24 protein-coding genes are annotated in these 23,855 nt (G+C 68.6%); 9 read left to right on the forward strand and 15 right to left on the reverse strand.

Annotated features, from left to right (window positions below; translation table 11 throughout):
* The 3 genes from ASG45_RS16495 to ASG45_RS15950 all read right to left on the reverse strand — a co-directional run.
* Positions 1-190: ATP-binding cassette domain-containing protein (locus ASG45_RS16495; RefSeq protein WP_235561614.1), on the reverse strand; the 190-nt coding region annotated here is incomplete at its 3' end.
* Positions 191-203: 13 nt separating this feature from the next.
* Entirely contained in the window at positions 204-716 is a 513-nt protein-coding gene (locus tag ASG45_RS12270) for an ATP-binding cassette domain-containing protein (protein ID WP_055838005.1), read from the reverse strand.
* 151 nt (positions 717-867) lie between these two features.
* Positions 868-1,740, reverse strand: coding sequence for an SGNH/GDSL hydrolase family protein (locus tag ASG45_RS15950; protein WP_162242847.1), 873 nt, complete (start codon positions 1,738-1,740; stop codon positions 868-870).
* A gap of 128 nt (positions 1,741-1,868) precedes the next feature.
* On the opposite strand from ASG45_RS15950, the gene ASG45_RS12280 reads away from it, so the two are divergent.
* The gene (locus tag ASG45_RS12280) at positions 1,869-2,516 is read left to right on the forward strand and encodes a TetR/AcrR family transcriptional regulator (protein WP_055838011.1); all 648 of its coding nucleotides are present in this window, start codon (positions 1,869-1,871) and stop codon (positions 2,514-2,516) included.
* A gap of 74 nt (positions 2,517-2,590) precedes the next feature.
* Here ASG45_RS12280 and ASG45_RS12285 read toward each other — a convergent pair whose 3' ends face one another.
* The 9 genes from ASG45_RS12285 to nrdH all read right to left on the reverse strand — a co-directional run bounded on the left by ASG45_RS12285 (position 2,591) and on the right by nrdH (position 12,723).
* Positions 2,591-3,433, reverse strand: coding sequence for a carbohydrate ABC transporter permease (locus ASG45_RS12285; RefSeq protein ID WP_055838014.1), 843 nt, complete (start codon positions 3,431-3,433; stop codon positions 2,591-2,593).
* Positions 3,423-4,367, reverse strand: coding sequence for a carbohydrate ABC transporter permease (locus ASG45_RS12290; protein WP_235561615.1), 945 nt, complete (start codon positions 4,365-4,367; stop codon positions 3,423-3,425). Before ASG45_RS12290 ends, ASG45_RS12285 begins: the two co-directional genes overlap by 11 nt.
* A gap of 23 nt (positions 4,368-4,390) precedes the next feature.
* Positions 4,391-5,677: an ABC transporter substrate-binding protein gene (locus ASG45_RS12295; RefSeq protein ID WP_055838020.1), complete on the reverse strand. Its 1,287-nt coding sequence runs from the start codon at positions 5,675-5,677 to the stop codon at positions 4,391-4,393.
* Between the two features lie 11 nt (positions 5,678-5,688).
* Complete coding sequence (locus ASG45_RS12300; protein WP_200943416.1) at positions 5,689-7,287, reverse strand: FAD-dependent oxidoreductase; 1,599 nt, start codon at positions 7,285-7,287, stop codon at positions 5,689-5,691.
* Positions 7,284-8,336 (reverse strand): LacI family DNA-binding transcriptional regulator, encoded by a 1,053-nt coding sequence (locus tag ASG45_RS12305; RefSeq protein ID WP_055838023.1) that lies wholly within the window; start codon positions 8,334-8,336, stop codon positions 7,284-7,286. The genes ASG45_RS12300 and ASG45_RS12305 overlap by 4 nt, the downstream gene beginning before the upstream one ends.
* Positions 8,337-8,857: 521 nt before the next feature.
* Entirely contained in the window at positions 8,858-9,832 is a 975-nt protein-coding gene (gene nrdF, locus ASG45_RS12310) for a class 1b ribonucleoside-diphosphate reductase subunit beta (protein ID WP_055838028.1), read from the reverse strand.
* A gap of 38 nt (positions 9,833-9,870) precedes the next feature.
* Positions 9,871-12,039 carry a class 1b ribonucleoside-diphosphate reductase subunit alpha gene (nrdE, locus tag ASG45_RS12315; RefSeq protein WP_055838031.1) on the reverse strand — a complete coding sequence of 723 codons (2,169 nt, stop codon included), beginning with the start codon at positions 12,037-12,039 and terminating at the stop codon, positions 9,871-9,873.
* Positions 12,021-12,461 carry a class Ib ribonucleoside-diphosphate reductase assembly flavoprotein NrdI gene (nrdI, locus tag ASG45_RS12320; protein WP_055838034.1) on the reverse strand — a complete coding sequence of 147 codons (441 nt, stop codon included), beginning with the start codon at positions 12,459-12,461 and terminating at the stop codon, positions 12,021-12,023. Before nrdI ends, nrdE begins: the two co-directional genes overlap by 19 nt.
* 28 nt (positions 12,462-12,489) lie before the next feature.
* The gene (gene nrdH, locus ASG45_RS12325; protein ID WP_055838040.1) at positions 12,490-12,723 is read right to left on the reverse strand and encodes a glutaredoxin-like protein NrdH; all 234 of its coding nucleotides are present in this window, start codon (positions 12,721-12,723) and stop codon (positions 12,490-12,492) included.
* Between the two features lie 410 nt (positions 12,724-13,133).
* Between nrdH and ASG45_RS12330 the strand changes: the two genes are divergently transcribed.
* Complete coding sequence (locus ASG45_RS12330; protein ID WP_055838043.1) at positions 13,134-14,339, forward strand: MFS transporter; 1,206 nt, start codon at positions 13,134-13,136, stop codon at positions 14,337-14,339.
* A gap of 418 nt (positions 14,340-14,757) precedes the next feature.
* Here ASG45_RS12330 and ASG45_RS12335 read toward each other — a convergent pair whose 3' ends face one another.
* Positions 14,758-15,162, reverse strand: coding sequence for a hypothetical protein (locus ASG45_RS12335; RefSeq protein ID WP_055838046.1), 405 nt, complete (start codon positions 15,160-15,162; stop codon positions 14,758-14,760).
* Positions 15,163-15,263: 101 nt separating this feature from the next.
* On the opposite strand from ASG45_RS12335, the gene ASG45_RS12340 reads away from it, so the two are divergent.
* From ASG45_RS12340 to ASG45_RS12360, 6 genes are all read left to right on the forward strand, one after another.
* Positions 15,264-16,016, forward strand: a complete 753-nt coding sequence (locus tag ASG45_RS12340) for an alpha/beta fold hydrolase (RefSeq protein WP_055838049.1) — start codon at positions 15,264-15,266, stop codon at positions 16,014-16,016.
* A 106-nt stretch (positions 16,017-16,122) separates the two neighbouring features.
* Complete coding sequence (locus ASG45_RS12345) at positions 16,123-17,283, forward strand: acyl-CoA dehydrogenase family protein (protein ID WP_055838050.1); 1,161 nt, start codon at positions 16,123-16,125, stop codon at positions 17,281-17,283.
* On the forward strand, positions 17,283-18,557 hold the full coding sequence (locus tag ASG45_RS12350; RefSeq protein ID WP_055838053.1) for a DUF445 domain-containing protein: 1,275 nt from the start codon (positions 17,283-17,285) through the stop codon (positions 18,555-18,557). The genes ASG45_RS12345 and ASG45_RS12350 overlap by 1 nt, the downstream gene beginning before the upstream one ends.
* Before the next feature lie 211 nt (positions 18,558-18,768).
* The gene (locus ASG45_RS12355) at positions 18,769-19,119 is read left to right on the forward strand and encodes a gamma-glutamylcyclotransferase family protein (RefSeq protein ID WP_156459441.1); all 351 of its coding nucleotides are present in this window, start codon (positions 18,769-18,771) and stop codon (positions 19,117-19,119) included.
* Positions 19,116-19,313 (forward strand): hypothetical protein, encoded by a 198-nt coding sequence (locus ASG45_RS16240; protein WP_156459442.1) that lies wholly within the window; start codon positions 19,116-19,118, stop codon positions 19,311-19,313. The genes ASG45_RS12355 and ASG45_RS16240 overlap by 4 nt, the downstream gene beginning before the upstream one ends.
* Positions 19,310-19,774 (forward strand): SixA phosphatase family protein, encoded by a 465-nt coding sequence (locus ASG45_RS12360; RefSeq protein WP_055838056.1) that lies wholly within the window; start codon positions 19,310-19,312, stop codon positions 19,772-19,774. Before ASG45_RS16240 ends, ASG45_RS12360 begins: the two co-directional genes overlap by 4 nt.
* 66 nt (positions 19,775-19,840) lie before the next feature.
* Here ASG45_RS12360 and hutH read toward each other — a convergent pair whose 3' ends face one another.
* Complete coding sequence (gene hutH, locus ASG45_RS12365; protein ID WP_055838059.1) at positions 19,841-21,385, reverse strand: histidine ammonia-lyase; 1,545 nt, start codon at positions 21,383-21,385, stop codon at positions 19,841-19,843.
* Positions 21,386-21,445: 60 nt separating this feature from the next.
* Between hutH and ASG45_RS12370 the strand changes: the two genes are divergently transcribed.
* Positions 21,446-22,219, forward strand: coding sequence for an IclR family transcriptional regulator (locus ASG45_RS12370; RefSeq protein ID WP_055838063.1), 774 nt, complete (start codon positions 21,446-21,448; stop codon positions 22,217-22,219).
* A gap of 584 nt (positions 22,220-22,803) precedes the next feature.
* Here ASG45_RS12370 and ASG45_RS12375 read toward each other — a convergent pair.
* Positions 22,804-23,814, reverse strand: a complete 1,011-nt coding sequence (locus ASG45_RS12375; RefSeq protein WP_055838065.1) for a LacI family DNA-binding transcriptional regulator — start codon at positions 23,812-23,814, stop codon at positions 22,804-22,806.
* Positions 23,815-23,855: the final 41 nt, after the last annotated feature.

Consider the following 23,855-nt stretch of genomic DNA (forward strand, 5'->3'; position numbering starts at 1 on the left):
CCACCGCGATGCCCTTGTCCCGCACCCGCCGGATCGTCTCGAGCACGTTCTTCGTCTGACGCACACCGAGAGCAGCGGTGGGTTCGTCGAGGAACACCAGGCGTCCGGCCCAGTGCACGGCACGGGCGATCGCGATCGCCTGCCGCTGCCCACCCGACATCTCCCCCACCGGCGACGTCAACGAACGCACCGTCGCGCCGAGCTCATCGAACGCCGCGCGGGAGAGCGATCGCGATCGCCTGCCGCTGCCCACCCGACATCTCCCCCACCGGCGACGTCAACGAACGCACCGTCGCGCCGAGCTCATCGAACGCCGCGCGGGAGGCGACGGCCATGTCCTTCGTCTTCATGAACCCCAGCGCACCCGCCAGACCCGGGCGGCGGAGCTCGCGGCCCAGGTACATGTTCTGCACCGGATCGAGATGCGGGGCGAGCGCGAGGTCCTGGTAGACCGTCTCGATTCCCAGGCCCGAGGCGACCTGCGGGTTCGACATGTCGATCGGGGTGCCGTCGAAGAGGATCTCGCCCTCGTCGACGGCGAGATTGCCCGACAAGGCCTTCACCAGCGTCGACTTCCCCGCACCGTTGTCACCGATCAGGGCGGTGACCTCCCCGGGGTAGACCTCGAAGTCGACGTTGTGCAGGGCGCGGACGGATCCGAACTGACGCGACAGACCCCGCGCCTGCAGCACAGGCACGGTCGTGGTGGTGCTCATGAGGCAGCTCCTTGGTGGTGGCCGACGCCCCCGGCGGGGGCGTCGGAGACGGCCGCGAGTGGACCGATTGATCCATTCGCGAGTGATGGGGCCAGACCCGATCGATGACACGAGCGGCGGTCGGAGACCCGGGATGGTGAGTCGGGTCTGTTCACGCCGGCATCTCCCCGACGCTGTCCGCTGCACCCAGCGAGAGCAGCAGCAGACGGAGGATCTCGCGGTGTCCATCCACATTCGGGTGGAGCCCGTCCGGGTCGAGCAAATCCGCGGCGCGGGGAAGGAGCGGGGTATGAAGGTCCACGACGGCAGGATCCGATCGCAGGAGGTGTCGACCGATGCGAGCGAGATCAGCTTGGCTCCAGCGCAGACCGATCCCAGGAGCGGCTGTAGCCGCATGCACGACATCAGCAGCGACCGGCGGTGGCGTCATTCTGATCAGGCGCACACCCCCGACATCCACCAGAAGGTGCGCGATGGTGTCGAGATTCGTGCCCGTTTGTCCTGTGCTGAAGATGCGACGATCCCCGTGGTGGCGGACATCGTTCGTGCCCAGCAGCTGAATGACCCAATCGGGCTCGTGGGCGAGCACCAGGTCCAGCCGGTCAATGGCATCCGCGGTGGTGTCGCCACTCCGCCCTGCGTTCACGACGGATGGCGCATCCACCGCATAGACCTGCTGGAGGACAGCCTCGAGCTGGTAGGCCCACGACAGCGAGTCGTCGGTGATCGAGTCCCCCAGCGCGACGATGGTCTGGCCGGGGAGGAAAGGAAGCCGTCGGCAGGCAGCAGCGACCCGAGCGTCTTCGAGGAGCAGACGTGCGGAAGATCGCACCTGGTCATCGATCAGTGCACGCTGCGCCCGAACATCTTCCGCGGACAATCCCAACGCGGCCGCGACGGCCCCCTCGATGTCTGACGCACCAACGGACAGGCGAGCAAGCTCCGTCGATTTTTCGGGGTGGACGAATCGCAACGGCCAGTCCAGATGTGCGGGGAGCGCGCGGGCGATGTCGGCGGCGCTCACGCGGGCGCCTGCGCAATCGAGTGAGCGACGGCTGGCGTCACCCTCTGCGTGGTCATCACCTGAACTCCTCTGTTCACTGTCAAAACAGACCGGCTGGTCGGTCTGTTTTGAGATAGTAGCCTGAGCCCATGGAGAAGCGCAACACTCGCGACCGCACCGCCGAGGCTCGGTCGGGCAACAGAGCGCGGGGGGATGCGCGACGCTCAGCGATTCTCGAGACGGCGGTCGAGATGATCGCCCAGCACGGTTCACGGGGGGTCTCCTTGGGCGACATCGCCAAGGCAGCCGGCGTGTCCAAGACCGGGCTCCTCCACCACTTCCCCACGAAGGATGCGCTCCTGAACGCGGCGCTCGACCTCCGAGACGCGGTCGACCGGCATGTGAACCCATCGACGGACGTGGTCGGCTTGGACGTGTTCTCCGAGGTGGAGGAGATCTTCACTCAGTGGCTGGAACGGCCCGCGACCCTCGGCTTGTTCACCGGCTTGCTCGCCGAGAACCTCAATGTGGGCGACCCGCTTCACGAGAGGCTCGTCGCCCGAGCAGAACGAGTGCACACCAACCTCGTCAGTGCATTGAGGGCCGGTGTGGAGCGCGGCGACATCCGACACGACGCTGACGTCGAGGCTGTCGCATACACCATCGTCGCTTTCGTGAACGGGCTGGAAACCTACTGGCAGCTGGACGCCCGAATTCCCCTGCTCGATATGGTCAGCTCATGGAGAAGCGCCATGGTCGCTTCCATCGCCGCGCCGAGGAGTGCGATCTCGCCGTAAGGCCTCGCCGACGCCGCCAGACCGGTTCGGCCGGGCACGGTCGTCCACGACGACCGCACCCGACCGAAGGGGTCTCAGCCCTTGAGCCCTGTCTGGGCGAGGCCTTCGACGAACTGCCTCTGGGCGAAGATGAACACGATCAGAACAGGAACAGCCGTCATGGTGGCTGCAGCCAGCTGCACGTTCCACATCTGTCCGCCGTAGGCATCCGTGTAGCGGGTGAGCGCCTGAGGCAGCGTGAACAGCTCCGGGCTCTGCAGATACACCGTCGGTTCGAGGTACAGGTTCCAGGTGTGAAGGAAGGTGAAGATCGCCACCGCTCCCAGCGATGCCTTCGCAAGAGGCATGGCGATGCGCCACCAGATCGCTGCGCGGTGCAGACCATCCAGACGCGCCGCCTCCTCGAGTTCCACCGGCAGGGTCACGAAGTACTGGCGCATGATGAACGTCGCCAGGACGCTCGGAGCGCCGAACGTGGACACCAGCAGAAGCGGCCAGTGAGTGTTCACCAGGCCCAGCTGATTGAACATCTGGAAGAGCGGGACGATGGTCACTTCAGAGGGCACCAGCAGCCCGACGAGGACGATGACGAACAGGAAATTCGCGCCGGGGAATGTGATCCGGGCGAACGCGTATCCGGCCATCGCAGAGAACGTCATCGTGGCGATCGTCACGACCACAGCGATGTACATGCTGTTCCAGTACTGCAGAAGGAAGGGCTGCACCGTCAGCGCGTCGATGTAGGGCTGAATCGTCGGGCTCTGCGGCCAAAGCGTCGGAGGGAACGCGAAGATCTCTCCGATGGGCTTGAACGACGAGGTGATCATCCACCACGTCGGGAAGACGAAGGGGATCGCAAGCAACGACATCCCGACGTAGAAGAGGACCCGAAGTGCGGGTCTGCGCTCAGTTTTCATAGAAGACCCATCTCTTACGGAGCTGCCACTGCACGATGGTCAGCAGCAGAACGATGACGAACAGCACCAGCGCGAGCGTGGAGCCGTAGCCGAACCTGTGGAACTCGAATGCCTGTTGGAACAGGTAGTAGACGAGGACGGTCGTCGAGATCCCCGGGCCACCTTGCGTCAGGACCGCGATCTGAGCGAACACCTGCAGGGAACCCACGATCGTGATGATCGTGGTCAGCAGGATGGTCGGCGAGATCAGGGGCAGGGTGATGCGACCGAAGGTGGCGGCCTTGCCCGCACCATCGATGGAGGCGGCCTCGGTGACCTCCCTCGGCACGCCCTGGAGCGCCGACAAGAACAGGATCATGTTCAATCCGACGTTCTTGAAGACCTGGACGACGATCACGCTGACCATTGCCGTGGGTCCTTCGCGCAACCAGTTGGGCCCGTCGACGCCGATGACGGAAAGTAGACCGTTGATGCCTCCATCGTCCTGCAGAAGGAATCCCCACACGATGGTCCACGCCACGAGCGAGACGACGACCGGGGAGAAGAACAAGGTGCGGAAGAACGTGATCCCCCGCACTTTACGGTTCAGCAGCACCGCCAGCACGAGCGCGAGGCCCAAGTTCCCGATCACCAGACCGATGCTGAAGATCGCTGTCGCCCCGAGGACCGGCGCGACCTTCGGGTCGGAGAACAGCCGTTCGACGTTCTCCGTGCCGACGAACCGGAAGGTGTTGGCCAGGACGTTCCACTCGTGGAAGTTGTAGTAGAGGATCAGCACCAACGGCAGGATGACGAAGAGCAGAATGCCGAGGACCTGGGGGCCCACGAACAGGTATCCGATCAGGGCGTCACCGTGGGAGAGCCGGCGGCGACGCCGCTTCCCGCCCGCGGGCCTGGCCGCGGCGCGTCGCGACGCGCCGGAGGCCAGGACCACGGGAGCCTCGTCGAGGACTCCACTCATTGTTCGAGAAGGGGGTCGATGGCGTCGCACACACCGCTGAGAGTGCCCGCGATGTCGGCGTTGTCGATCCACAGTCCGTCGAGTCCCGAGCGCACCTCCTGCTGGATCTCAGCGGATCCGGTGTGCGAGGGGCGGACCTTTCCCGTCGAGATCGCGGGGACGACCACGTCAGCGAGCTGCGCCTCCGTGAGTACGGGGTTGGCAGCGCTCAGCGTCTCCGGAGTCAGCTGCGAGTTGCGCGCCGGCGGGAAGTACTTCGCGAGCTTCGCGGAGTTCTCCGGGTTCGTGAAGTAGGCGATGAAGTCTGCAGCCTGCTCGGGGTGCTGGCCCTGTGCGAGAGCGCCGAGACCGGCCTGACCGATGACCGAGTATTCTCCCGCCGGGCCTTGTGGCAGCGGGAGCAGCTCCCAGGCGTTGATGCCGGATTCCTCGAGCAGTGAGGCCCGAGAGATCTGGGTGACGGTGAATGCTGCGTCACCGGCGAAGAAGTCCGCGGTGGTGCCCGGTCCCGGCATCGACTTGTCCTTGAAAGCTGCGTCGTGCAGGAACGTGAAGGCGTCGACCATCTCCGGCGAATCCATCGTGCACGTCTTGCCGTCCTCGGACCAGGGTGCGGCACCCCATCCGTTCCAGACGGTGGAGAGGTAATCCCATTGGGTGTATTCGAAGTCGCGGACGATGAAGCCCGCCTTGCCCGTCGCCGCGTTCACTTTCGACCCGACGTCGGAGAGGGTGTCCCAGTCCCACTTTCCGGAGGCTTGGAGCTGTGCCGCGGTCGGCTGGCCGGCCGCGGCGAGGACGTCGTCGTTCGCGAACACGACGAAAGGCGACGTGGAGAACGGGTAGGCGGCGAGTGCGCCGTCCTCCGTGCGCCACAGCTGCGTCGCAGGTTCTGACAGATCGTCGAGTTCGTAGCCGTCCGTCGACGTGAGGGTGTCGTCCAGTGGCACGAGCGCGCCGGACGACACGAAGTCCGGTGCGGCATTTTCCAGCATCCACGCCATGTCGGGCGGGTTTCCGCCCGCGAGCTGGGTCGTCAACGTGGTGGTGTAGCTGTCGAAGTCGAGGGGATCGAAGGTGATGCTCGAGATCTCGGGGTGGTCCGCGATGTATGCGTCCGCAATCTCGGTGAACAGCGCGAGCTGTCCTTCATTCGACGTCCAGACGGTCATGCGCAGGGACACCGGCTCATCGGCGCTCGGACCCGAGGCGCCGCAGCCGCTGAAGATAAGCGAGGCTGTGGCCGCCAGTGCCGCAGCGCTCAGCAACTTTGCTGATTTCATGTGATTGCTCCTTAGTAACCAGTGACGTCGGGCCAATGAAGCTCGACACCCTGCTGGGTCAGGCGGTTCTGGAATTCGGCGAGAAGTCCGGCCTGCGCGCGCACCTGGCGGGGCGAGACCGACTTCTCGAGGCAATAGGCGGCCAGAGTTCCCGCCACCTCGCCGACGTTCCACTCCACGGGGTGGAGCCGGAAGGCACCGTTCGTGATGTGGGTGGTACCGAGGTTCTTGCCTGCGGGTAGCAGGTTGTCGACGCGCACGGGGATCATGGCCCCGAGCGGAATCTCGTAGGGCACGGAGGCGACGTCCAGGTAGTTGTCGCCGCCCGTCGTGGGATGAAGGTCGATGCGGTACATGCCGATGCCGACAGTGTCCGGGTATCGAGCGGGGCGAGCGTCGCCGCGGATCTCGATGGAGAGGTCCTGCTCGACCACCGTGTACTCGGCTTTGATACGTCGGGACTCCCGAATGTAGGGGGCCTGCGCGAAGCCGTCCTCGGTTCCGGTGACATCGCCGCGCAACCGCAGCCCGGGCCATCCTCGACCGCCGTCGGGGCGGGGCGCCTCGGTCTGCAGCCAATAGAACATCGCAAGAGACTGCCGCTTGGCGGCCTGGCGGTGAGCCGCCGCGTCGGGTCCGGTCAGAGTCCCGTCGAGATAGTCGATCATCGGCCAGTTGACGAGAACGATGTCACTGTCGAAGGCACCGGGCTCGTACAGTCCCTTGGCCAGAATGCGGCGGAAGGTCCACAGCTCTTCGTCGCCTCCCCCCGCTCGCTGGTCGGCGAGCATCGCCAGAGGATCACCGTCGATGGTGGGGGTGAAGGTTCGCGTGAAGATCTCGAGCGTGCGCGGGTGCGGTCCCGTGAGCGAGATCATGGGAGCGCCCCAGAACTCGGGCTGGCGCGCACGCCATTCGTCATAGTCATCGGGCTTTCCGATCGTGTGGTCACCGTCGACGTGGTCGATGACGAAGCACCAGCTGAACGCCTGCTGATTCTCCGGTTGCGCCTCCTCCGGCGCGCTGGGCTCCCCTGTATCGGCCCGGGATTCGAAACCGATGACGTGCTCGACGTCGGCGAGCGGAAGGATGTCTCCGAGCTCCGTCGCATCCAGCACGTAGTCCGCCGTGATGCGACTACGGACCCCTGCCTCGTCGAGGAAATCCACGGCTTCGACGCGGTTGCCCTCACGGAACGCCTCGACGGGCCGAACCCCGCGGATCACGCGGAGACGACCGGCCGAGACGTGGGGCGCGAGAAGACCGTCGATGACGGCCACCCCCGCGCGGGGCTCCGAGCAGATCCGGCTGACGAGTCCTGCACCGGGGTTGAGGGCGACCTCTCGCCGAGCGGCGGCGGTAAGGGGGTACCACTGCCGGTAGTAGTCCCGGATGCCGTCGCGGAGCTCGCGGTAACTGGCGGTCGCTCCGAACTGCTCGATCCAGGTGTGCTCGTCCGGCGGCACGGCTTGACTGGTGAGCTGCCCGCCGAGCCACTCGTACTCCTCCGTGAGAACGACCCGGCGACCCTGGCGAGCCGCGGCGAGGGCGGCTGCGACGCCGCCCATGCCTCCGCCGACGACGAGAACTTCGGTGTGCAGTGCGCTCATGCGCGAACCTCCTGGGTGGGCGCGCTCAAGGTCGCGCCGTCGACGATGGGGCAGGGCAACAGGGTGCGAAGTTCGTTCGCAGAGGGATAGTCCTCGTCGGAAAGCAGACGAGCGAGAAGGTGCACGGAGCGTTCACCGAGTTCGGTGCGCGGCGGGTTCAGGCGAGTGAAGTTCACGTCATCCGGGCTGAGGCGGGGCGAGGACCCGAGGGCGACGATGCTGAGGTCTGTGGGGATGGCGTACCCGTCCTCGACAGCGCGGTCGTGCAGAGCCTGCGCGACGTCGGGCGACTCGGCGATCAGCAGCGTCGGCTCGAAGTCCGTGACGGCCGCCCAGTCCGCGTCCAGGGACCCGCCGTCGCTGATCCGGTCCGCCAAGACCACCTCAGTCCCCGCGATGCCGCTGAGGACACCTTGGAAACGGTCCCGTACCGATTCACCTTCGCTGTCGATGCGGAGGTAGAAGATCCGCGAGTGACCCATCTCGATAGCGCGGCGCACCAGCTCAGTGGTGGCAGCGGTGTAGTCGATGCCGACGTACGGGATGGCGGGCGTGTCGCGTCGACCGACGGCGACGACCCGGAACCCTTCGATGACCAGTCGAGCAAGCTCGTTCGGATCCATCTCGACCCCGAGGAGCAGCACACCGTCCGCGAGGCGCAGCCTGTTGCGCTCGTGGAACAGCCGTCGTCGGCCATCGACGACGGGGGTGCTCGTGAAAAGCAGCAGATCGCTTCCCAGCTTCTCTGCCCCGGCTTCGATGCCGTTCAACAGCGGGGTGTAGAAGTCGAGGCTCCGCGTCGGAAAAGCCGGTTCGTAGGTGAAGACACCGAGGATGCGATTGTCCACGCCCGCGAGCCGGCGAGCGGAGGGGTCTGCGACGTAGTTCGTTTCCTCGATGACTCGCAGCACGCGGTCACGGGTCTCGTCCGGGATCCGAACACCCTCTCCGGTGCGGCCGTTCAGGACCAGGGACACAGTCGCCTGGCTCACCCCTGCGAGCTGCGCGATCTGACGTTGGGTGACGCGGCGCGGTTCCGTACGGGACATCGGTCCTCCTCGACTCGACACCTGATGATGCGGATTATCAGGTGGACGACGCCACAGTAATACGCATTATCGGCGGGCGCAACTCATATCTGGCTGCGGTGCCGTTCACCTCGTCACCGGGCTGATGTCGTCCGCCGGGCACACGAGTCGTCGCGCGCGGAACGGCCGTCGACGGAGTACGTCGGCGGTGGGGCGGGACGGGTCTTCGAACCGGGCAGGAGCCTCACGAGAAAGAGCTCGGCCTCGACGGGCGCGAGCTCGGCATTCGAGAGACAGGCAGTGTAGGCGCACTCGCGAAGAAGCAGTTCTCGCTGCTCGATACGACTCGGGAGGTCGACTCGACTGCATCGGTCGGTGCGTGGGCACGAACTGGCGCAGCCTGTTTTCAGAGGCCGGCCAGTGCCACGCACGCCGTGGGGTAGACGCGAGCGAGCCCCCTGTCGGATGCTCAGGTGGGCATCCGACAGGGGGCTCGCTGGTGTCGTTCGTCTCAGATCGGTTCGGCGTCCGATCGGGTCATCTCAGAAGTCCCAGTCGTCGTCTTCCGTCGCCTCGGCCTTGCCGATGACGTACGACGAACCCGACCCGCTGAAGAAGTCGTGGTTCTCGTCGGCGTTGGGCGAGAGGGCCGACAGGATCGCCGGGTTCACGTTCGTCACCGACGACGGGAACATGGCCTCGTAGCCGAGGTTCATCAGCGCCTTGTTGGCGTTGTAGTGCAGGAACTTCTTCACGTCTTCGCTGAGTCCGACCGAGTCGTACAGGCTCTGCGTGTACTGCACCTCGTTGTCGTAGAGCTCGTACATGAGCGAGAAGGTGTAGTCCTTGAGGTCCTGACGACGTGCCTCGTCGACCGTCTCGAGTCCGCGCTGGAACTTGTAGCCGATGTAGTACCCGTGCACGGCCTCGTCGCGGATGATGAGACGGATCAGGTCGGCCGTGTTCGTGAGCTTCGCCCGGCTCGACCAGTGCATCGGCAGGTAGAAGCCCGAGTAGAACAGGAACGACTCGAGCAGGGTCGAGGCGACCTTGCGCTTGAGCGGATCGTCGCCACGGTAGTAGTCCATGACGATGCGCGCCTTCTTCTGAAGGAACTCGTTCTCGGTCGACCAGCGGAACGCCTCGTCGATCTCTTTCGTCGAGCACAGCGTCGAGAAGATCGACGAGTAGCTCTTGGCGTGCACCGACTCCATGAACGCGATGTTCGTGTAGACGGCTTCCTCGTGCGGGGTGAGCGCATCGGGGATGAGCGAGACCGCGCCGACCGTGCCCTGGATCGTGTCGAGGAGCGTGAGCCCCGTGAACACGCGCATGGTGAGCGTCTGCTCTTCGGGGGTGAGCGTGTTCCACGACTGGATGTCGTTCGACAGCGGCACTTTCTCGGGGAGCCAGAAGTTGTTCACCAGACGGTTCCAGACCTCGAGGTCCTTGTCGTCTTGGATGCGGTTCCAGTTGATGGCCTGCACGTGGTTCAGCAGCTGCAGCTTTTCAGCCATGGCGTTCCTGCGTCCTCTATCGGTGGATGGTCAGCGGCTCAGAGCATGCACGAGACGCACTCGGTCATGTCGGTGCCCTCGAGCGCCAGCTGACGCAGACGGATGTAGTAGATGGTCTTGATGCCCTTGCGCCACGCGTAGATCTGGGCCTTGTTGATGTCGCGGGTGGTGACGGTGTCCTTGAAGAACAGCGTCAGCGACAGGCCCTGGTCGACGTGCTGCGTGGCCGCGGCGTAAGTGTCGATGACCTTCTCGTAGCCGATCTCGTAGGCGTCCTGGTAGTACTCCAGGTTCTCGTTCGTCATGAACGGAGCCGGGTAGTAGACGCGACCGAGCTTGCCTTCCTTGCGGATCTCGATCTTCGAGGCGATCGGGTGGATCGAGCTCGTGGAGTTGTTGATGTACGAGATCGACCCAGTCGGCGGCACGGCCTGCAGGTTCTGGTTGTAGATGCCGTGGGCCTGCACCGAGGCCTTCAGTTCACGCCAGTCGTCCTGCGTGGGGATCTGCACGCCCGCGAACAGCTCGGTCGCCTTCGCCGTCTGCGGCACCCACACCTGGTCGGTGTACTTGTCGAAGAACTCCCCCGACGCGTACGTCGAGTTCTCGAAGCCGTCGAAGGCCGCGCCACGCTCGATGGCGAGGCGGTTCGATGCCCGCAGCGCGTGGAACAGCACCGTGTAGAAGTAGATGTTCGTGAAGTCGATACCCTCTTCGGAGCCGTAGTACACGTGCTCACGAGCGAGGTAACCGTGCAGGTTCATCTGGCCGAGGCCGATGGCGTGCGAGCGGTCGTTGCCGTCTTCGATCGAGCGCACCGAGGCGATGTGGCTCTGCACGCTCACGGCGGTGAGGGCGCGGATCGCGGTCTCGACCGTGAGGCCCAGGTCGCCGCCGTCCATCGCCAGGGCGATGTTCATCGAGCCCAGGTTGCAGGAGATGTCCTTGCCGATGGTGTCGTACGAGAGGTCTTCGTTGTACGTCGTCGGGGTGTTGACCTGCAGGATCTCGGAGCACAGGTTCGACATGTTGATGCGGCCGGCGATGGGGTTCGCCTTGTTCACCGTGTCTTCGAACATGATGTACGGGTAGCCCGACTCGAACTGGATCTCGGCGAGGGTCTGGAAGAACTCGCGCGCGTTGATCTTCGTCTTCTTGATGCGCGGGTCGTCGACCATCTCGCGGTACTTGTCGGTGACCGAGATGTCGCCGAACGGCTTGCCGTAGACCTTCTCGACGTCGTACGGCGAGAAGAGGTACATGTCTTCGCCGTTCTTGGCGAGCTCGAACGTGATGTCGGGGATGACGACACCCAGCGAGAGCGTCTTGATGCGGATCTTCTCGTCGGCGTTCTCACGCTTGGTGTCGAGGAAGCGCAGGATGTCGGGGTGGTGGGCGTTGAGGTACACCGCACCGGCACCCTGGCGGGCGCCGAGCTGATTGGCGTAGCTGAAGCTGTCTTCGAGGAGCTTCATCACGGGGATGATGCCCGAGGACTGGTTCTCGATCTGCTTGATCGGCGCACCCGACTCGCGGATGTTCGACAGCAGGAGGGCCACGCCGCCGCCGCGCTTCGACAGCTGCAGGGCGGAGTTGATGCCGCGGGCGATCGACTCCATGTTGTCTTCGATGCGCAGCAGGAAGCACGAGACGAGTTCGCCGCGCTGCGCCTTGCCGGCGTTGAGGAACGTCGGGGTGGCGGGCTGGAAGCGTCCCGAGATGATCTCGTCGACCAGCTGCACCGCGAGACGCGGGTCGCCGTCGGCGAGGGCGAGGGCGGTCATGACGACGCGGTCCTCGAAGCGCTCGAGGTAGCGCTTTCCGTCGAAGGTCTTGAGCGTGTAGCTCGTGTAGTACTTGAACGCGCCGAGGAAGGTCTCGAAACGGAACTTGGCGCCGTAGGCGCGGTCGTTGAGCTCCTGGATGAAGTCCATCGAGTACTTCGCGAGCACGGTCGGCTCGTAGTACTCCTTCTCGACGAGGTAGTCGAGGCGCTCCTTGAGCGAGTGGAAGAACACGGTGTTCTGGTTGACGTGCTGCAGGAAGTACTCCCGCGCCGCCCGCTTGTCGGCGTCGAACTGGATGTTGCCGTCGGCGTCGTACAGGTTCAGCATCGCGTTCAGGGCGTGGTAGTCCAGCCCCTCGAAACGGGCCTCGGTCTTGAATTCCGCCTTGAAGTGCACGTCGGTCAGTTCAGCTTCCACCATCGTTCCAATCCCTGGGTGACGCGCTCGACGTCGTCTGGCGTGCCGAATACTTCCAGCCGGTACAGGTGCGGCACGGTGCACTTGCGGCTGATGATGTCGCCGGCGAGGCAGAATGCGTCGCCGAAGTTCGTGTTCCCCGCGGAGATGACGCCGCGGATGTTGCGTCGGTTCCGCTCCTCGTTGAGGAAGCGGATGACCTGCTTGGGGACCGCGCCCTTCTCGACGCCCCGGCCGGCACCCCCGCCATAGGTGGGGGTGACCAGCACGAAGGGTTCGTCGACGTGGAGGGGCGGATCGATCGGTCGCATCGGAATGCGCACGGCCCGCTTGCCGAGCTTCTCGATGAAACGTGCGGTGTTGCCCGACACGCTCGAGAAGTAGACCAGCAGCGGAGCCTCGGTCGCCGACAGGACAGCGCTCATGACGGGAGTCGTCGAGGCTGTCGAGGGATCAAGCGAGGCGCGAGGCGAGCTCATCGATCTTGTCGGGACGGAAGCCCGACCAGTGGTCCTCGTCGGTGATGACGACGGGGGCCTGCAGGTAGCCGAGCGACTTGACCTGCTCGAGTGCCGACGGGTCTTCCGACAGGTCGAGCACGTTGTATTCGATGCCCTTCGAGTCGAGCGCACGGTAGGTCGCGGTGCACTGGACGCAGGACGGCTTGGTGTAGACCGTGATCGCCATGTTGTCTCTCTCTCCCCTGGAAATTCTTCGTCCGAGCAAGCAAGGCTAGCCGGGACCTCAATACTACATATGGGGACCGACATCGGAAGTCACCACAAGGGGTAGTAGTTACATCCGTGTGATTTTCCACCGTCTCTCCCCATGTACAACACAGGTTGTCCACGATTTCATCCACAGATCCCACTCCTCTCCGAAGCCGTTCGACCGGCGCGATTCCGCGGTTGTTAACAGCGGCGCGCCGACTTGTCCACAGATCGGACGCTAGCGAGGGGTTCCGACATTGCACAGGTCGGCCGATCCACTCTCCGGCGTGTCGCGGGCGTGTCGCCCCGGTGGGCCCTTCCCCCTCGTCGCCCGGGGTCGGAACACCGCCGTTCCCCGATGTCGGAGGGGGGAGATAGCGTTGTGCGGTGGCCGGCTACCGCGAACTCCTCCAGACCCCCGGCGTGGGTCGCATCATCGCCGCACAGTTGACGGCGCGTTTCCCCAACGGCATGACGAGCCTCGCCGTTCTGCTGCACATCGAGCACGTCACCGGCTCCTATGGGGCCGCGGGCCTGGTCCTCGCCGCGACCAGCATCGGGCAGGCCGTCGCCGGTCCCGTCACGAGCCGCTGGATGGGCATCTGGGGCATGCGCCGGGTGCTCTCGGTGACGCTCCTCGTGTGCGCCGCCGCCATCGCCACGCTCGCCCTGATCGAGATGCCCCTGCCCCTGTACATGGTCCTGGGCCTGGTCGCCGGCCTGTCGACTCCGCCGGTGCAGTCGGCCGTGCGCACCATCTACCCCAAGATGGTCCCGTCGAAGCAGCTCACTCCCCTGTATTCGCTCGACGCCTCACTGCAAGAGATCATCTGGGTGCTCGCGCCCGTGCTCATCACCCTCGTGGCGACCCAGGTCGGCACCGTCCCCGGTCTGCTGCTCGTCGTCGTCATCCTGCTCGGTGGCGGTGCTTGGTTCATCCTCAGCCCCGAGGTCGGACGCGTGCGCATTCCGCGCAGCCGCCGCGGCCTCGGCCGGGTGCTCGGCAAGCCGCCGGTCGTTCTCGCGACGGCGACGGGGTTCCTGCTCATCGGCGCCTGCGCCGCGGTCGAGGCGGGTGTCGTGGCGACGTTCGACCACGGCGGCCTCGAGGCGGGACTCATCCTCGCCGTCTTCGCCGTCGGCAGCCTCGCGGGCGGGCTCTCGTTCGGCCACATCCCCATCGGTCCCTGGGCCATGGCCCGTCGGTTCGCGATCGTCGCGCTCGGACTCTCTCTCACCGTCTTCTCGCTCAACGCGTGGTGGATCGGCGCGACGCTCCTCGTCGCCGGCGCGGGCATCGCCCCGGCGCTCGCGGTGATGTTCGCGATGACCTCGGCGAGCGTGCGGTTCAGCGAGACCGCCGAGGCGTACGGCTGGATCAGCACGGGGCAGCTCATCGGAGCCGCCGCGGGCTCGGCCGTCGCCGGCTTCCTCGTCGACGGCATCGGCCCGCAGGGGGCCTACGTCGCCGCGGCCGCGTTCGCCGTCGCCGGGTTCATCGTCGCGGCGGTGTTCGTGCGCGGCTTCCCCGACCTGCGCCACCGCGACTCGAGCCCCATCCCCGACACCGAGCCTGTCGAGACCATCACCTGAGCCCGGATGCCGCATCCCCGGCATCCGTCCCCCTCACCGGCGCACGTTCACCCTGCCCGCGCGGGTCAGGCATCCGGCGCGAGCTCCCCGGCCAGCGCGAGCTCCCCTGCCTGCGCCGACTCTCTGGCCCGCTCAGGTCTCGGCCGTCGCGAACTCCGCCTCCGTCGCGGGACGAAGGGAGGACCAGGGACGAAGGGAGGGCGAGACACCGGCATCCCCTCCTCCGTTCGTCCCTCACCCTCCGCTCGCCCCACACGCGAACGCCTGCACTCAAACGCACGGACGCAGCTCACCCGCACGCGAACACGCGCAACTCGACCGCACGCAATCCGCCCGCACGCGAAAGCCCCGCACCCAAACACCCACACGCGAACGCCCGCGCCCCACACACCCCCGCGTAGACGCCGCTACCCCGACGTCACTGCGTCCGCCGCAGCAGCTCCAACACGGCGAGCGCGTACGCGTCGGCCGGCTCGGGGTGGTCGAAGACGAGCGATGCGCCCGCGACCGAGATCTCGACCTCGTAGGTATCCGACAGTCGGCGAAGCGACCGGAAGGTCGCCCTCAGCAGCTCGCGCAGCTGCGACTCCGACGGCAGCCACAGCGCTTCCTCGGTGGCGACGGAGTCCAGCGCCCACTCCGTCGTGCCGTTGAATGCGAGGATGCGCCCGGTCGGATAGTCGCGGGGTTCGACGGTCATCTCGCTGACTGTGAAGACGTCGGCCTCGAACTCGGGCTCGTCGAGCTGGAAACGGTCGCCGGAGCGGGGATGCCACACCAATCCCGCCTCGCGCAGGGCCAGGGCCATCTCGGTCGAGATCATGGCATCCATTCTGGGGGCCGTCGCGCGATGCCGGGCCGAAGCGTGCACGCGGACGCGATCGATTCCTCCGGCGAGCGCGACCGACGAGCAGAATGGATGCCATGACCTCCCCCGTCACCCTGCCCCGCCTGTCGTGGGGCGATCCCCGCGGACCGCGGGTGCTGCTCGCGCACGGTCTCGGCTCCGACGGCGCCCTGATGTGGCGGTACGCCTCGGCGCTGGCCGACGCGGGATGGCACGCCGTGGCCGTCGATCTGCGCGGACACGGTGACGCCCCGCGCACCCTCGACTACCGCATCGACGCGTACGCGGCCGACCTGTCGGGCACGGTGCCTGCGGGCGGGGGCGCGTGGGACGCGGTGGTCGGGCATTCCCTCGGCGGGGCGGCCGCCACGGTCGCCGCCGCGAACGACCGTTCGTGGACGCATCGACTCGTGCTCGTCGACCCCGCGATCCGGTTGTCCGACGACGACCGCGCGATCGTCAGAGCGAGTCAGGAGCAGTCGTTCGCCGACCCGAGCGAAGAGGCCGTGCGCGCGGCGCATCCCACCTGGCATCCGATCGACGTGGAACTGAAGGCGCGGGCGACGCGGCGCGCGAGCCGGTGGGCCGTCGAGCAGACGAGCACGCAGAACCACATCTGGGACGTACGGGCGCAGGCCGCCGCCCTCGCGGTGCCGACGCGCATCATCGGCGCCGACCCCGCCGTGCACTCGATCTTCACGGGCGACCTGGCCGCCGAGGTCCTGCAGAACCCCGTCATCACCCTCGAGGTCGTCGCGGGGGCGGGGCACTCACCTCACCGTGATCGCCCCGAGGCCGCGATCGGCGCCCTCCTCGCCGCGCTGGCGTGACACCCCCCGGCGACGACGGCCGGAGCGGCGTCGGATCGTGCTGCAGCTTTCGGCACCCGCTGCCACCCCGCCCGCGATGTCGGCGCACCCGAGCAGAATGGATGCCATGACCCCGTTCGATCCGGCGCAGTACCTGCCCGATGACCTCCTCGCGCGCATCCGCGAGCGGGCCGTGGTGCACGACCGCGACAACACCTTTCCGCACGACGACCTCGACGAGCTGCGCGCCGCCGGGTATCTCGGCATCCTGGTACCGGCGGAGCTCGGCGGTGCGGGACTGACCCTGGCCGACGCGTCGGTGCTGCAGCAGCGCCTGGCGGGGGCCGCCCCGGCGACCGCGCTCGCGATCAACATGCATCTGGTGTGGACCGGGGTGGCGAAGGTGCTGCGCGATCGTGGGATCGACGACCTCGAGTTCGTCCAGCGCGGGGCCGCCGCGGGCGAGGTGTTCGCTTTCGGCATCAGCGAGGCCGGCAACGACCTGGTGCTCTTCGGCAGCGACACCGACGCCGTCCCCGACGGTGACGGTGGGTACGCCTTCACCGGCACGAAGATCTTCACCTCGCTCTCGCCGGTGTGGACCCATCTGGGCGTCCACGGGCTCGACACCACGTCGCCCGACGCGCCGAAGATGGTGTTCGCCTTCCTCGACCGTGACGAGGCCGTCGTCACCCGCGACGACTGGGACACCCTCGGCATGCGCGGAACGCAGAGCCGCACCACCGACCTGCGCCACGCCCGCGCCTCGGCCGACCGCGTCGTGCGGCGCATCGATCCCGGACCGCAGCCCGACGCCCTCGTCTTCGGCATCTTCGCCGTCTTCGAGATCCTGCTCGCGTCGGTCTACACGGGTATCGCCCGACGCGCACTCGACCTCGCGGTCGAGGCGGCGACGTCGAAGCGGTCGAAGAAGACGGGCACGACGTACGCGAACGACCCCGACATCCGTCGACGCGTCGCCGGAATGGCGATCGCCTACGAGGCGCTGCCCCCGCAGCTCGCCGCCCTGAGCGCCGACGTCGACGCGGTGGTCGACCACGGCTCCCGGTGGTTCTCGCTGCTGGCCGGCGTCAAGCACCGCGCCGTCACCATGGCCAAGTCGGTCGTCGACGATGCGGTCCTCGTCGCCGGCGGATCGGCGTACTTCTCGCGCACCGAGCTGAGCCGCCTCTACCGAGACGTCCTCGCCGGCATGTTCCATCCCTCCGATCCCGAATCGGCGCACTCCACCGCCGCCTCGGCCTGGCTCGGGCCGGTGACCGCGTGATGGCCCGCACCCCGTCGACCCTGCTCAGCCCGGCCGACCAGGAACGCCGCCGCGCCCTGCGTGTGATGAAGGGCGTCGCCCTCGGCGCGCTGCTGGGCATGGCGGTCATCTTCGCGATCTCGTTCTCGCTGCAGCGCGAAATCGAGTGGATGCAGTACGTCCGCGCCGCGGCCGAGGGCGGAATGGTCGGTGCACTGGCCGACTGGTTCGCCGTCACGGCGCTGTTCCGGCATCCGCTGGGCCTTCCGATCCCCCACACCGCGATCATCCCCCGACGCAAGGACGAGATCGGCAAGCAGCTCGGCGAGTTCGTCGAGACCAACTTCCTCGAGGGCGACGTCGTGCGCACGAAGCTCGAGTCCACGCCGCTCGCCGCCCGCGCGGGAGCCTGGCTCGCCGAGCCCGCGCACGCCGACCGCCTCGCCGCCGAGGGCGCGACGCTCGCGACCAGCGTGCTCGCGGCGCTGAGCGACGACGACGTTCAGACGCTCATCGAAGACCTCGCCCGCGAGCACCTGCTCTCGCCCGACTGGGGCCCCTCGATCGGCGGGTGGCTCGAACGCGTCGTCGGGTCGGGCGCCCACCACGGCGCCGTCGACCTCGCTCTCGACAACATCGCCGTGTGGCTCGGCAACAACCGCGAGGTCTTCGACGGCCTCGTCTCGCGCCGCATGCCGGCGTGGGTGCCGAGCATGGCCACGCGACTCGTCGACGACACCGTCTACCGCGAGGCCGTGCAGTTCGTCGACGCCGTGCGCGCCGACCCGCGGCACCAGGCTCGCGGGGCGATCGACGGCTACCTCCGCCGCCTCGCCGACAACCTGCAGCACGACCCCGCCACCATGGTGCGCCTCGAAGAAGCCAAGGCCTCGGTGTTCGACAGCCCGCGCGTGCGTCAACTCGCCGCCGATGCCTGGAACACCGCGAAGAGCGGACTGCTGCGCGCCCTCGCCGACCCCGAGAGCGCCCTGCGCCGCCGGGCCTCGGCCGCCCTCTCCGAGGTCGGGAGCCGCCTGCAGCACGACGAGACCCTGCAGAAACGGGTCGACGGGTGGGTGACCGACGCCGCCGTGTTCGTCGTCGGACGCTACCGGCACGACATCGCCTCGATCATCACCGACACCGTCGAACGGTGGGACGCCGAAGAGACGACCGAGAAGATCGAGCTCATGGTCGGTCGCGACCTGCAGTACATCCGCTTGAACGGCACGATCGTCGGCGCCCTCGCGGGCCTCGCCATCTTCACGATCGCCCACCTCGCATGGGGCTCGTGAGCGTCTCGTGTTGTCTGCCTGCAGCCCGGAGTGAGGCTCCGGCGGCGGGGCGGAGAGGGCCGTCGACTCGAGGCGGCCCGGCGCGAAGGTCCGGGAGCGGGGCCGCGACGGCCGTCTTCCAGCGGCGCGGCGCACAGCTCCGACGACCGTGCCGTGACGGCCATCGCGTCGCACCGCCCGTCGGGGTCACCGGGTGGGTAGCCTGGGGCGCGTGAGCGACGGTTCGGGGCTCGAGCTCCTCTTCACCTACGGCACGCTGCAGCTGCCCGACGTGCAGCTCGACACGTTCGGCCGCCTCGTCGGCGGCGACGCCGACGCGCTTCCCGGATACCGCCTCGAGTGGACCGACATCGACGACGAGCGCGTCGCGCAGCTCTCGGGCCTCGACAAGCACCCGATCCTGCGGCAGACGGGCGACGCGCACGACCGCGTGTTCGGTCGCGTCCTGACGTTGACCGCCGAGGAGCTCGACGCGGCCGACGAGTACGAGGTGTCGCTGTACCGCCGTGCCTCGGTCACCCTGGCGAGCGGCCTCCGAGCATGGGTGTACGTGGCCGCATGAGCGCTCCGTCCCTGGGTCCGCTCCGGCCGCGCGTCGGCGACGTGTCCGTACGCGCCGGCCGCACCGCGGGGCGACGACGCTCCCCCGCCTCACACCCCGGTGCCGCCAGCGCCGACACCGACCACGCCCGCACCGTGCGGCTCGCCGCGCCGTGCACCCTCGAACTCCTGCCCGGATTGGCGGAAAGACGATGATCCAACTCATCCTCGCGCGACACGCGAAATCGGACTGGGCCGACGAGGGCCTCGACGACCACGACCGCCCGCTCAACGACCGGGGGCGCCGGGACGCGCCGGCCATGGCGCGCCGCGTGGTGCGTCAGGGCGTACGCCCCGAGGTGCTGCTGTCGAGCACGGCCCTGCGCGCCCGCCAGACCGCCGAGGCCTTCGGCCGGGCGTTCGAGGTCGACGTCGTCGAGCAGGCCGACCTGTACCTCGCCGACCCCGACCATCTGCTGGCCGCCGCGCGCGCCGCCGGCGTCGACGAGGTCATGGTGGTGGCCCACGACCCGGGCATGAGCGCGCTGGTGTCGCGCCTGGCTGATCGCGACGAGCGCATGGTCACGTGCGCCGTGGCCGTGTTCACCTGGCACGAAGGAACCTGGGACGACGTGGATGCCACCCCGCCCGACGAGTACGAGCTGCTGACGCCCTGAAAGCCGCGGTCGGCCGCACCCGCGTACCCACCCGCCCTTCGCGCGGGGCACCTGCCGTCGTATCGGTCAGGCGCGACCTGATTCGATTCGCGCGAGGGCGGCCCCCGCGACGGCACCCGAGAGCACGAGGTCGGTGACGGCCTCGATCTCAGGGGAGACGAACCGGTCGGGTCCGGGGCCCGCGACCCGCGTGCGCACGAGGTCGCGCACGGCGCCGGTGGCGGCCGCGGGGGCGAGCGGGGCGCGGAGGTCGAGGGCACGGCATCCGGTCATCACCTCGATGGCAAGCACACGGGCGAGCCCGTCGACGGCGCGACGGAGCTTGCGGGCACCGGCCCAGCCCATCGACACGTGGTCCTCCTGCATCGCGCTCGAGGGGATCGAATCGACCGACGACGGCACGGCCAGACGCTTGAGCTCCGAGACGATGCCCGCGGCGGCGTACTGCGCGATCATCAGTCCGCTGTCGACGCCCACCTCGTCGGCGAGGAACGGCGGCAGACCGTTGCTGCGGGCCACGTCGAGCGCGCGGTCGGTGCGTCGCTCCGACATGGATGCCACGTCGGCGACCGCGATGGCGAGGAAGTCCAGCACGTAGGCCACCGGGGCGCCGTGGAAGTTGCCGTTCGACTCGACGCGCCCATCAACGGTGACGACCGGGTTGTCGACGGCCGAGAGCAGCTCGCGGTCGGCGACGGCCGCCGCGTGCGCCAGCGTGTCGCGGGCGGCGCCGTGCACCTGGGGCGCGCAGCGCAGCGAGTAGGCGTCCTGTACGCGCGTGCACTGCGGGCCCCGGTGGCTCGCGACGATCGATGAGCCGGCGAGGAACGCCCGCAGGTTCGCCGCCGACGCGGCCTGACCGAGTTGGGGACGAAGAGCCATCAGGTCGGCGGCGAAGACGGCGTCGGTGCCCAACTGCGACTCGATCGAGATCGCGGCCGACACGTCGGCGGTCGTCAACAGCATGTCGATGTCGTGCAGGGCGAGCAGCAGCATGCCCAGCATGCCGTCGGTGCCGTTGATGAGGGCGAGCCCCTCTTTCTCGCGCAGGGCGAGCGGGGCGATGCCGGCGGCGGCGAGCGCCTCGGCGGCCGTCGTGGCGCGTCCTTCGCCGTCGCGCACCTCGCCCTCGCCCATGACCGCGAGCGCCACGTGCGACAGCGGGGCCAGGTCTCCCGAGCAACCGAGCGAGCCGTACTCGCGCACCACCGGGGTGATGCCGGCGTTCAGCAGCGCCGCGTACGTCTCGACCACGGCGGGGCGCACGCCCGTGCGCCCTGTCGCGAGGGTCTGCAGGCGCAGCAGCATCAGGGCGCGCACGACCTCGCGCTCGACCTCGGCGCCGGTGCCGGCGGCGTGCGAGCGGATGAGGCTGGCCTGCAGCTGCGCGCGCCGGTCCTCGGCGATGAACGTCGTCGCGAGGGCGCCGAAGCCCGTCGAGATGCCGTAGTGCGGCTGCGGATCGTCGGCGAGCGCCTCGATGAGTGAGCGGGTGTCGGCGACCCGACGCAGCGCCTCGGCGGCCACCTCGACGCGGGCGTCGTGGCGGGCGACGGCGACGATGTCGCGGGGGGCGAGGGGGGTGGATCCGACGGTGACGCTCGAGTTCATGCCCTGATTCCATCGCGGCGAGGGCCCCGTGTGGCGGGGATCTGGCATCCTGTGTCTGTCATGCCAGACATTCCCGCCCCGCAGGTTCCCGCCGCCGACCAGACGCTGCGGATCCTCTCGCTGCTCGCGCGCCAGCCCGGGCCGGTCGCCGCGCAGACGATCGCGACGACGCTCGGGATCCCCCGATCGAGCATGTACCACCTGCTCGCCACCCTCGAGCAGCACGGGTACGTCGTGCACCTGCCCGGCGACCGGCGCTGGGGGCTCGGCACCGCGGCCTTCGAACTCGGCGGCGGCTACACCCGGCAGCAGCCGCTCGCCCGCCTCGGGCGCCCGCTGCTCGCCGCCCTGTCGGACCGCGTCGGCGAGAGCGCGCACCTGGCCATGCTCACCGGGCGCGACGTGCTGTACATCGTCGAGGAGCGCGCCCCGCGCCGCCCCGCGCTGGTGACCGACGTCGGGGTGCGCCTGCCCGCGCACCTCACCGCGACGGGACGCGCGATGCTCGCCGCCCTCCCGCGCGAGCAGGTGAGGGCGTCGTTCCCGGATGCCACGGCCCTCACGCAGCGGCACGGTCTCGGTCCCGCGACTCCGCGCGCGCTGCGCGAGATGCTGCGCGACGTGCGCGCCGCCGGGTTCGCGAGCGAAGACGGGGAGGTCACCCCCGGGTTCCGTTCGGTGGCCGCGGCCGTGCGGGATCACACCGGGTGGCCCGCCGCTGCCGTGGCTCTCACCTGGCCGGCCGAGGGCGCGGAGCGCGACGCCACCGCCCTCGCCGAGGCCGCTTCTGCGACGGCGGCGGAGCTGTCCCGCCGGATCGGCCGCCCCGGCTGAGGCCCGCCGCCCCGCCTCCCGGCCCGGCCCGCGCGAGTCCGGCCGCCGCCCGCCGTCCCGCACCGCACGCCGCAAACGCTGTTGAGTGTCCAAGACACGCCGCACCCAACCCCTCCCCTGCGGCGTGTCTCGGACACTCAACGGGCTCGTGTCCGCAGCGGTCACGCCGCAGCGCGGGCGAAGCGAGGCACGCCGCCGCGCGCCGTCCCGCCCGCCCGGCCGACGCAAACCCTGCCGAGTGTCCAAGACACGCCGCACCCCGCCCCTCCCGCGCGGCGTGTCTCGGACACTCAACGAGCCGGGCGTCCGCGCTACCGCGGGCCGGGCGTCCGCGCCCGTCATTCCATAGTCCACCGAAGCGCGCCCCGCCCGCCGCCCCGCCCCGCCCCGCCCGCCTCAAACCCTCCCGAGTGTCCAAGACACGCCGCACCCCGCGCCTCCCGAACGGCGTGTCTCGGACACTCAACGGTCCGAGCGTCGGCGCCGCCGCGGGCCGGGCCGGGCGTCCGCACCGCCGCCGACCGGGCGGACGCGTCCGCACCACCGCAGCCCGGGCACCCGCGCCGCGGAACCCGCCCCGCGTCTCAGCGCACGACGAGCCGCGGCTCCACCAGCACGTGCGCGGCGCCGGCGACGGCCGCGCGGGGGGCGACGATGGTGCCGTTCTCGCCCATGAGCAGGTCGAGGGCTCCGGATGCCACCCGCTCGGGGAGCTGCTCGACGCTCGACAGACCGAGAGCCTCGACCGCCGGGGTGTTGTCGAAGCCGACGATGACGAGGTCGTCGCGCCCGGCGACGCTGGCGGCGAGATGGGCGCCGATCGCCAGGGAGTCGCTCGCGCAGACGATCGCGCCGATGCCGGGGGTGTCCGCCAGTCCCGCGGCGACGGTGTCGCGGGCTGCGGCGACGTTCTCCTCGACCGTCCAGCGCACCGGCTGGCGCCCGGCGTCGGCGACGGCCTCGCGCCAGCCTCGCTCGCGTTCGTCGCCGGTGCCCGACCCGCGGGGCCAGCCGAGGAACGCCACCGGTCCCGCTCCGTGCTCGACGGCGTGTCGCGTGGCGGCGCGGGTGCCCGCCGCGCCGTCGACGTCGACCCACAGGTGCGCGGGGGCTTCGACGTCGTCTTCTCCCCAGGGGCGACCGAACGAGACGAAGGGGAGGTTCCGCGCCGTCAGCCACCCGGTGCGGGGATCGCCGTGGAACGTTCCGGTCACCACGACGGCGTCGACCTCGCCACCTTCGAGCAGGTCGCCGAGGCGCGCGATCTCTTCTTCCGGGGTGCGCGCGGCGTAGAGCAGGACGCGCATGTCGCGCTCTCCCGCCCGTTCGGTGAGGGCGTGCACGAAACGGTCGAGCACGACGCCCGAGATCCCCCCGGCATAGGGATCGAGGTGGATGCCGATGGTCGAGCTGCGGCGCGTGCGCAGACGCCGGGCCGCGGCGTGCGGCCGGTAGCCGAGCTCGGCGATCGCGGCCTCGACGCGGAGCCGCGTCGACTCGCGCACGATGTCGGGGGTGTTCACGACGTTCGAGACGGTCTGGCGCGAGACGCCCGCGACACGGGCGACGTCGTCGACAGTGGGCGCCTTCGTCATGCGACCCCCTCGCTCGTCGATTCGGGCGGACCGACGCCGTC

This window comes from Microbacterium sp. Leaf436 (assembly GCF_001424715.1).
Taxonomy (GTDB): domain Bacteria; phylum Actinomycetota; class Actinomycetes; order Actinomycetales; family Microbacteriaceae; genus Microbacterium.

Excerpts from the sequence above, each read along its gene's own strand:
- ASG45_RS12270 (WP_055838005.1), bottom strand. The coding sequence starts at position 716 with ATGAGCACCACCACGACCGTGCCTGTGCTGCAGGCGCGGGGTCTGTCG.
- ASG45_RS12280 (WP_055838011.1), top strand. The coding sequence starts at position 1,869 with ATGGAGAAGCGCAACACTCGCGACCGCACCGCCGAGGCTCGGTCGGGC.
- ASG45_RS12285 (WP_055838014.1), bottom strand. The coding sequence starts at position 3,433 with ATGAAAACTGAGCGCAGACCCGCACTTCGGGTCCTCTTCTACGTCGGG.
- ASG45_RS12295 (WP_055838020.1), bottom strand. The coding sequence starts at position 5,677 with ATGAAATCAGCAAAGTTGCTGAGCGCTGCGGCACTGGCGGCCACAGCC.
- ASG45_RS12300 (WP_200943416.1), bottom strand. The coding sequence starts at position 7,287 with ATGAGCGCACTGCACACCGAAGTTCTCGTCGTCGGCGGAGGCATGGGC.
- ASG45_RS12305 (WP_055838023.1), bottom strand. The coding sequence starts at position 8,336 with ATGTCCCGTACGGAACCGCGCCGCGTCACCCAACGTCAGATCGCGCAG.
- nrdF (WP_055838028.1), bottom strand. The coding sequence starts at position 9,832 with ATGGCTGAAAAGCTGCAGCTGCTGAACCACGTGCAGGCCATCAACTGG.
- nrdE (WP_055838031.1), bottom strand. The coding sequence starts at position 12,039 with ATGGTGGAAGCTGAACTGACCGACGTGCACTTCAAGGCGGAATTCAAG.
- nrdI (WP_055838034.1), bottom strand. The coding sequence starts at position 12,461 with ATGAGCGCTGTCCTGTCGGCGACCGAGGCTCCGCTGCTGGTCTACTTC.
- nrdH (WP_055838040.1), bottom strand. The coding sequence starts at position 12,723 with ATGGCGATCACGGTCTACACCAAGCCGTCCTGCGTCCAGTGCACCGCG.
- ASG45_RS12335 (WP_055838046.1), bottom strand. The coding sequence starts at position 15,162 with ATGATCTCGACCGAGATGGCCCTGGCCCTGCGCGAGGCGGGATTGGTG.
- ASG45_RS12340 (WP_055838049.1), top strand. The coding sequence starts at position 15,264 with ATGACCTCCCCCGTCACCCTGCCCCGCCTGTCGTGGGGCGATCCCCGC.
- ASG45_RS12345 (WP_055838050.1), top strand. The coding sequence starts at position 16,123 with ATGACCCCGTTCGATCCGGCGCAGTACCTGCCCGATGACCTCCTCGCG.
- ASG45_RS12350 (WP_055838053.1), top strand. The coding sequence starts at position 17,283 with ATGGCCCGCACCCCGTCGACCCTGCTCAGCCCGGCCGACCAGGAACGC.
- ASG45_RS16240 (WP_156459442.1), top strand. The coding sequence starts at position 19,116 with ATGAGCGCTCCGTCCCTGGGTCCGCTCCGGCCGCGCGTCGGCGACGTG.
- ASG45_RS12360 (WP_055838056.1), top strand. The coding sequence starts at position 19,310 with ATGATCCAACTCATCCTCGCGCGACACGCGAAATCGGACTGGGCCGAC.
- hutH (WP_055838059.1), bottom strand. The coding sequence starts at position 21,385 with ATGAACTCGAGCGTCACCGTCGGATCCACCCCCCTCGCCCCCCGCGAC.
- ASG45_RS12370 (WP_055838063.1), top strand. The coding sequence starts at position 21,446 with ATGCCAGACATTCCCGCCCCGCAGGTTCCCGCCGCCGACCAGACGCTG.
- ASG45_RS12375 (WP_055838065.1), bottom strand. The coding sequence starts at position 23,814 with ATGACGAAGGCGCCCACTGTCGACGACGTCGCCCGTGTCGCGGGCGTC.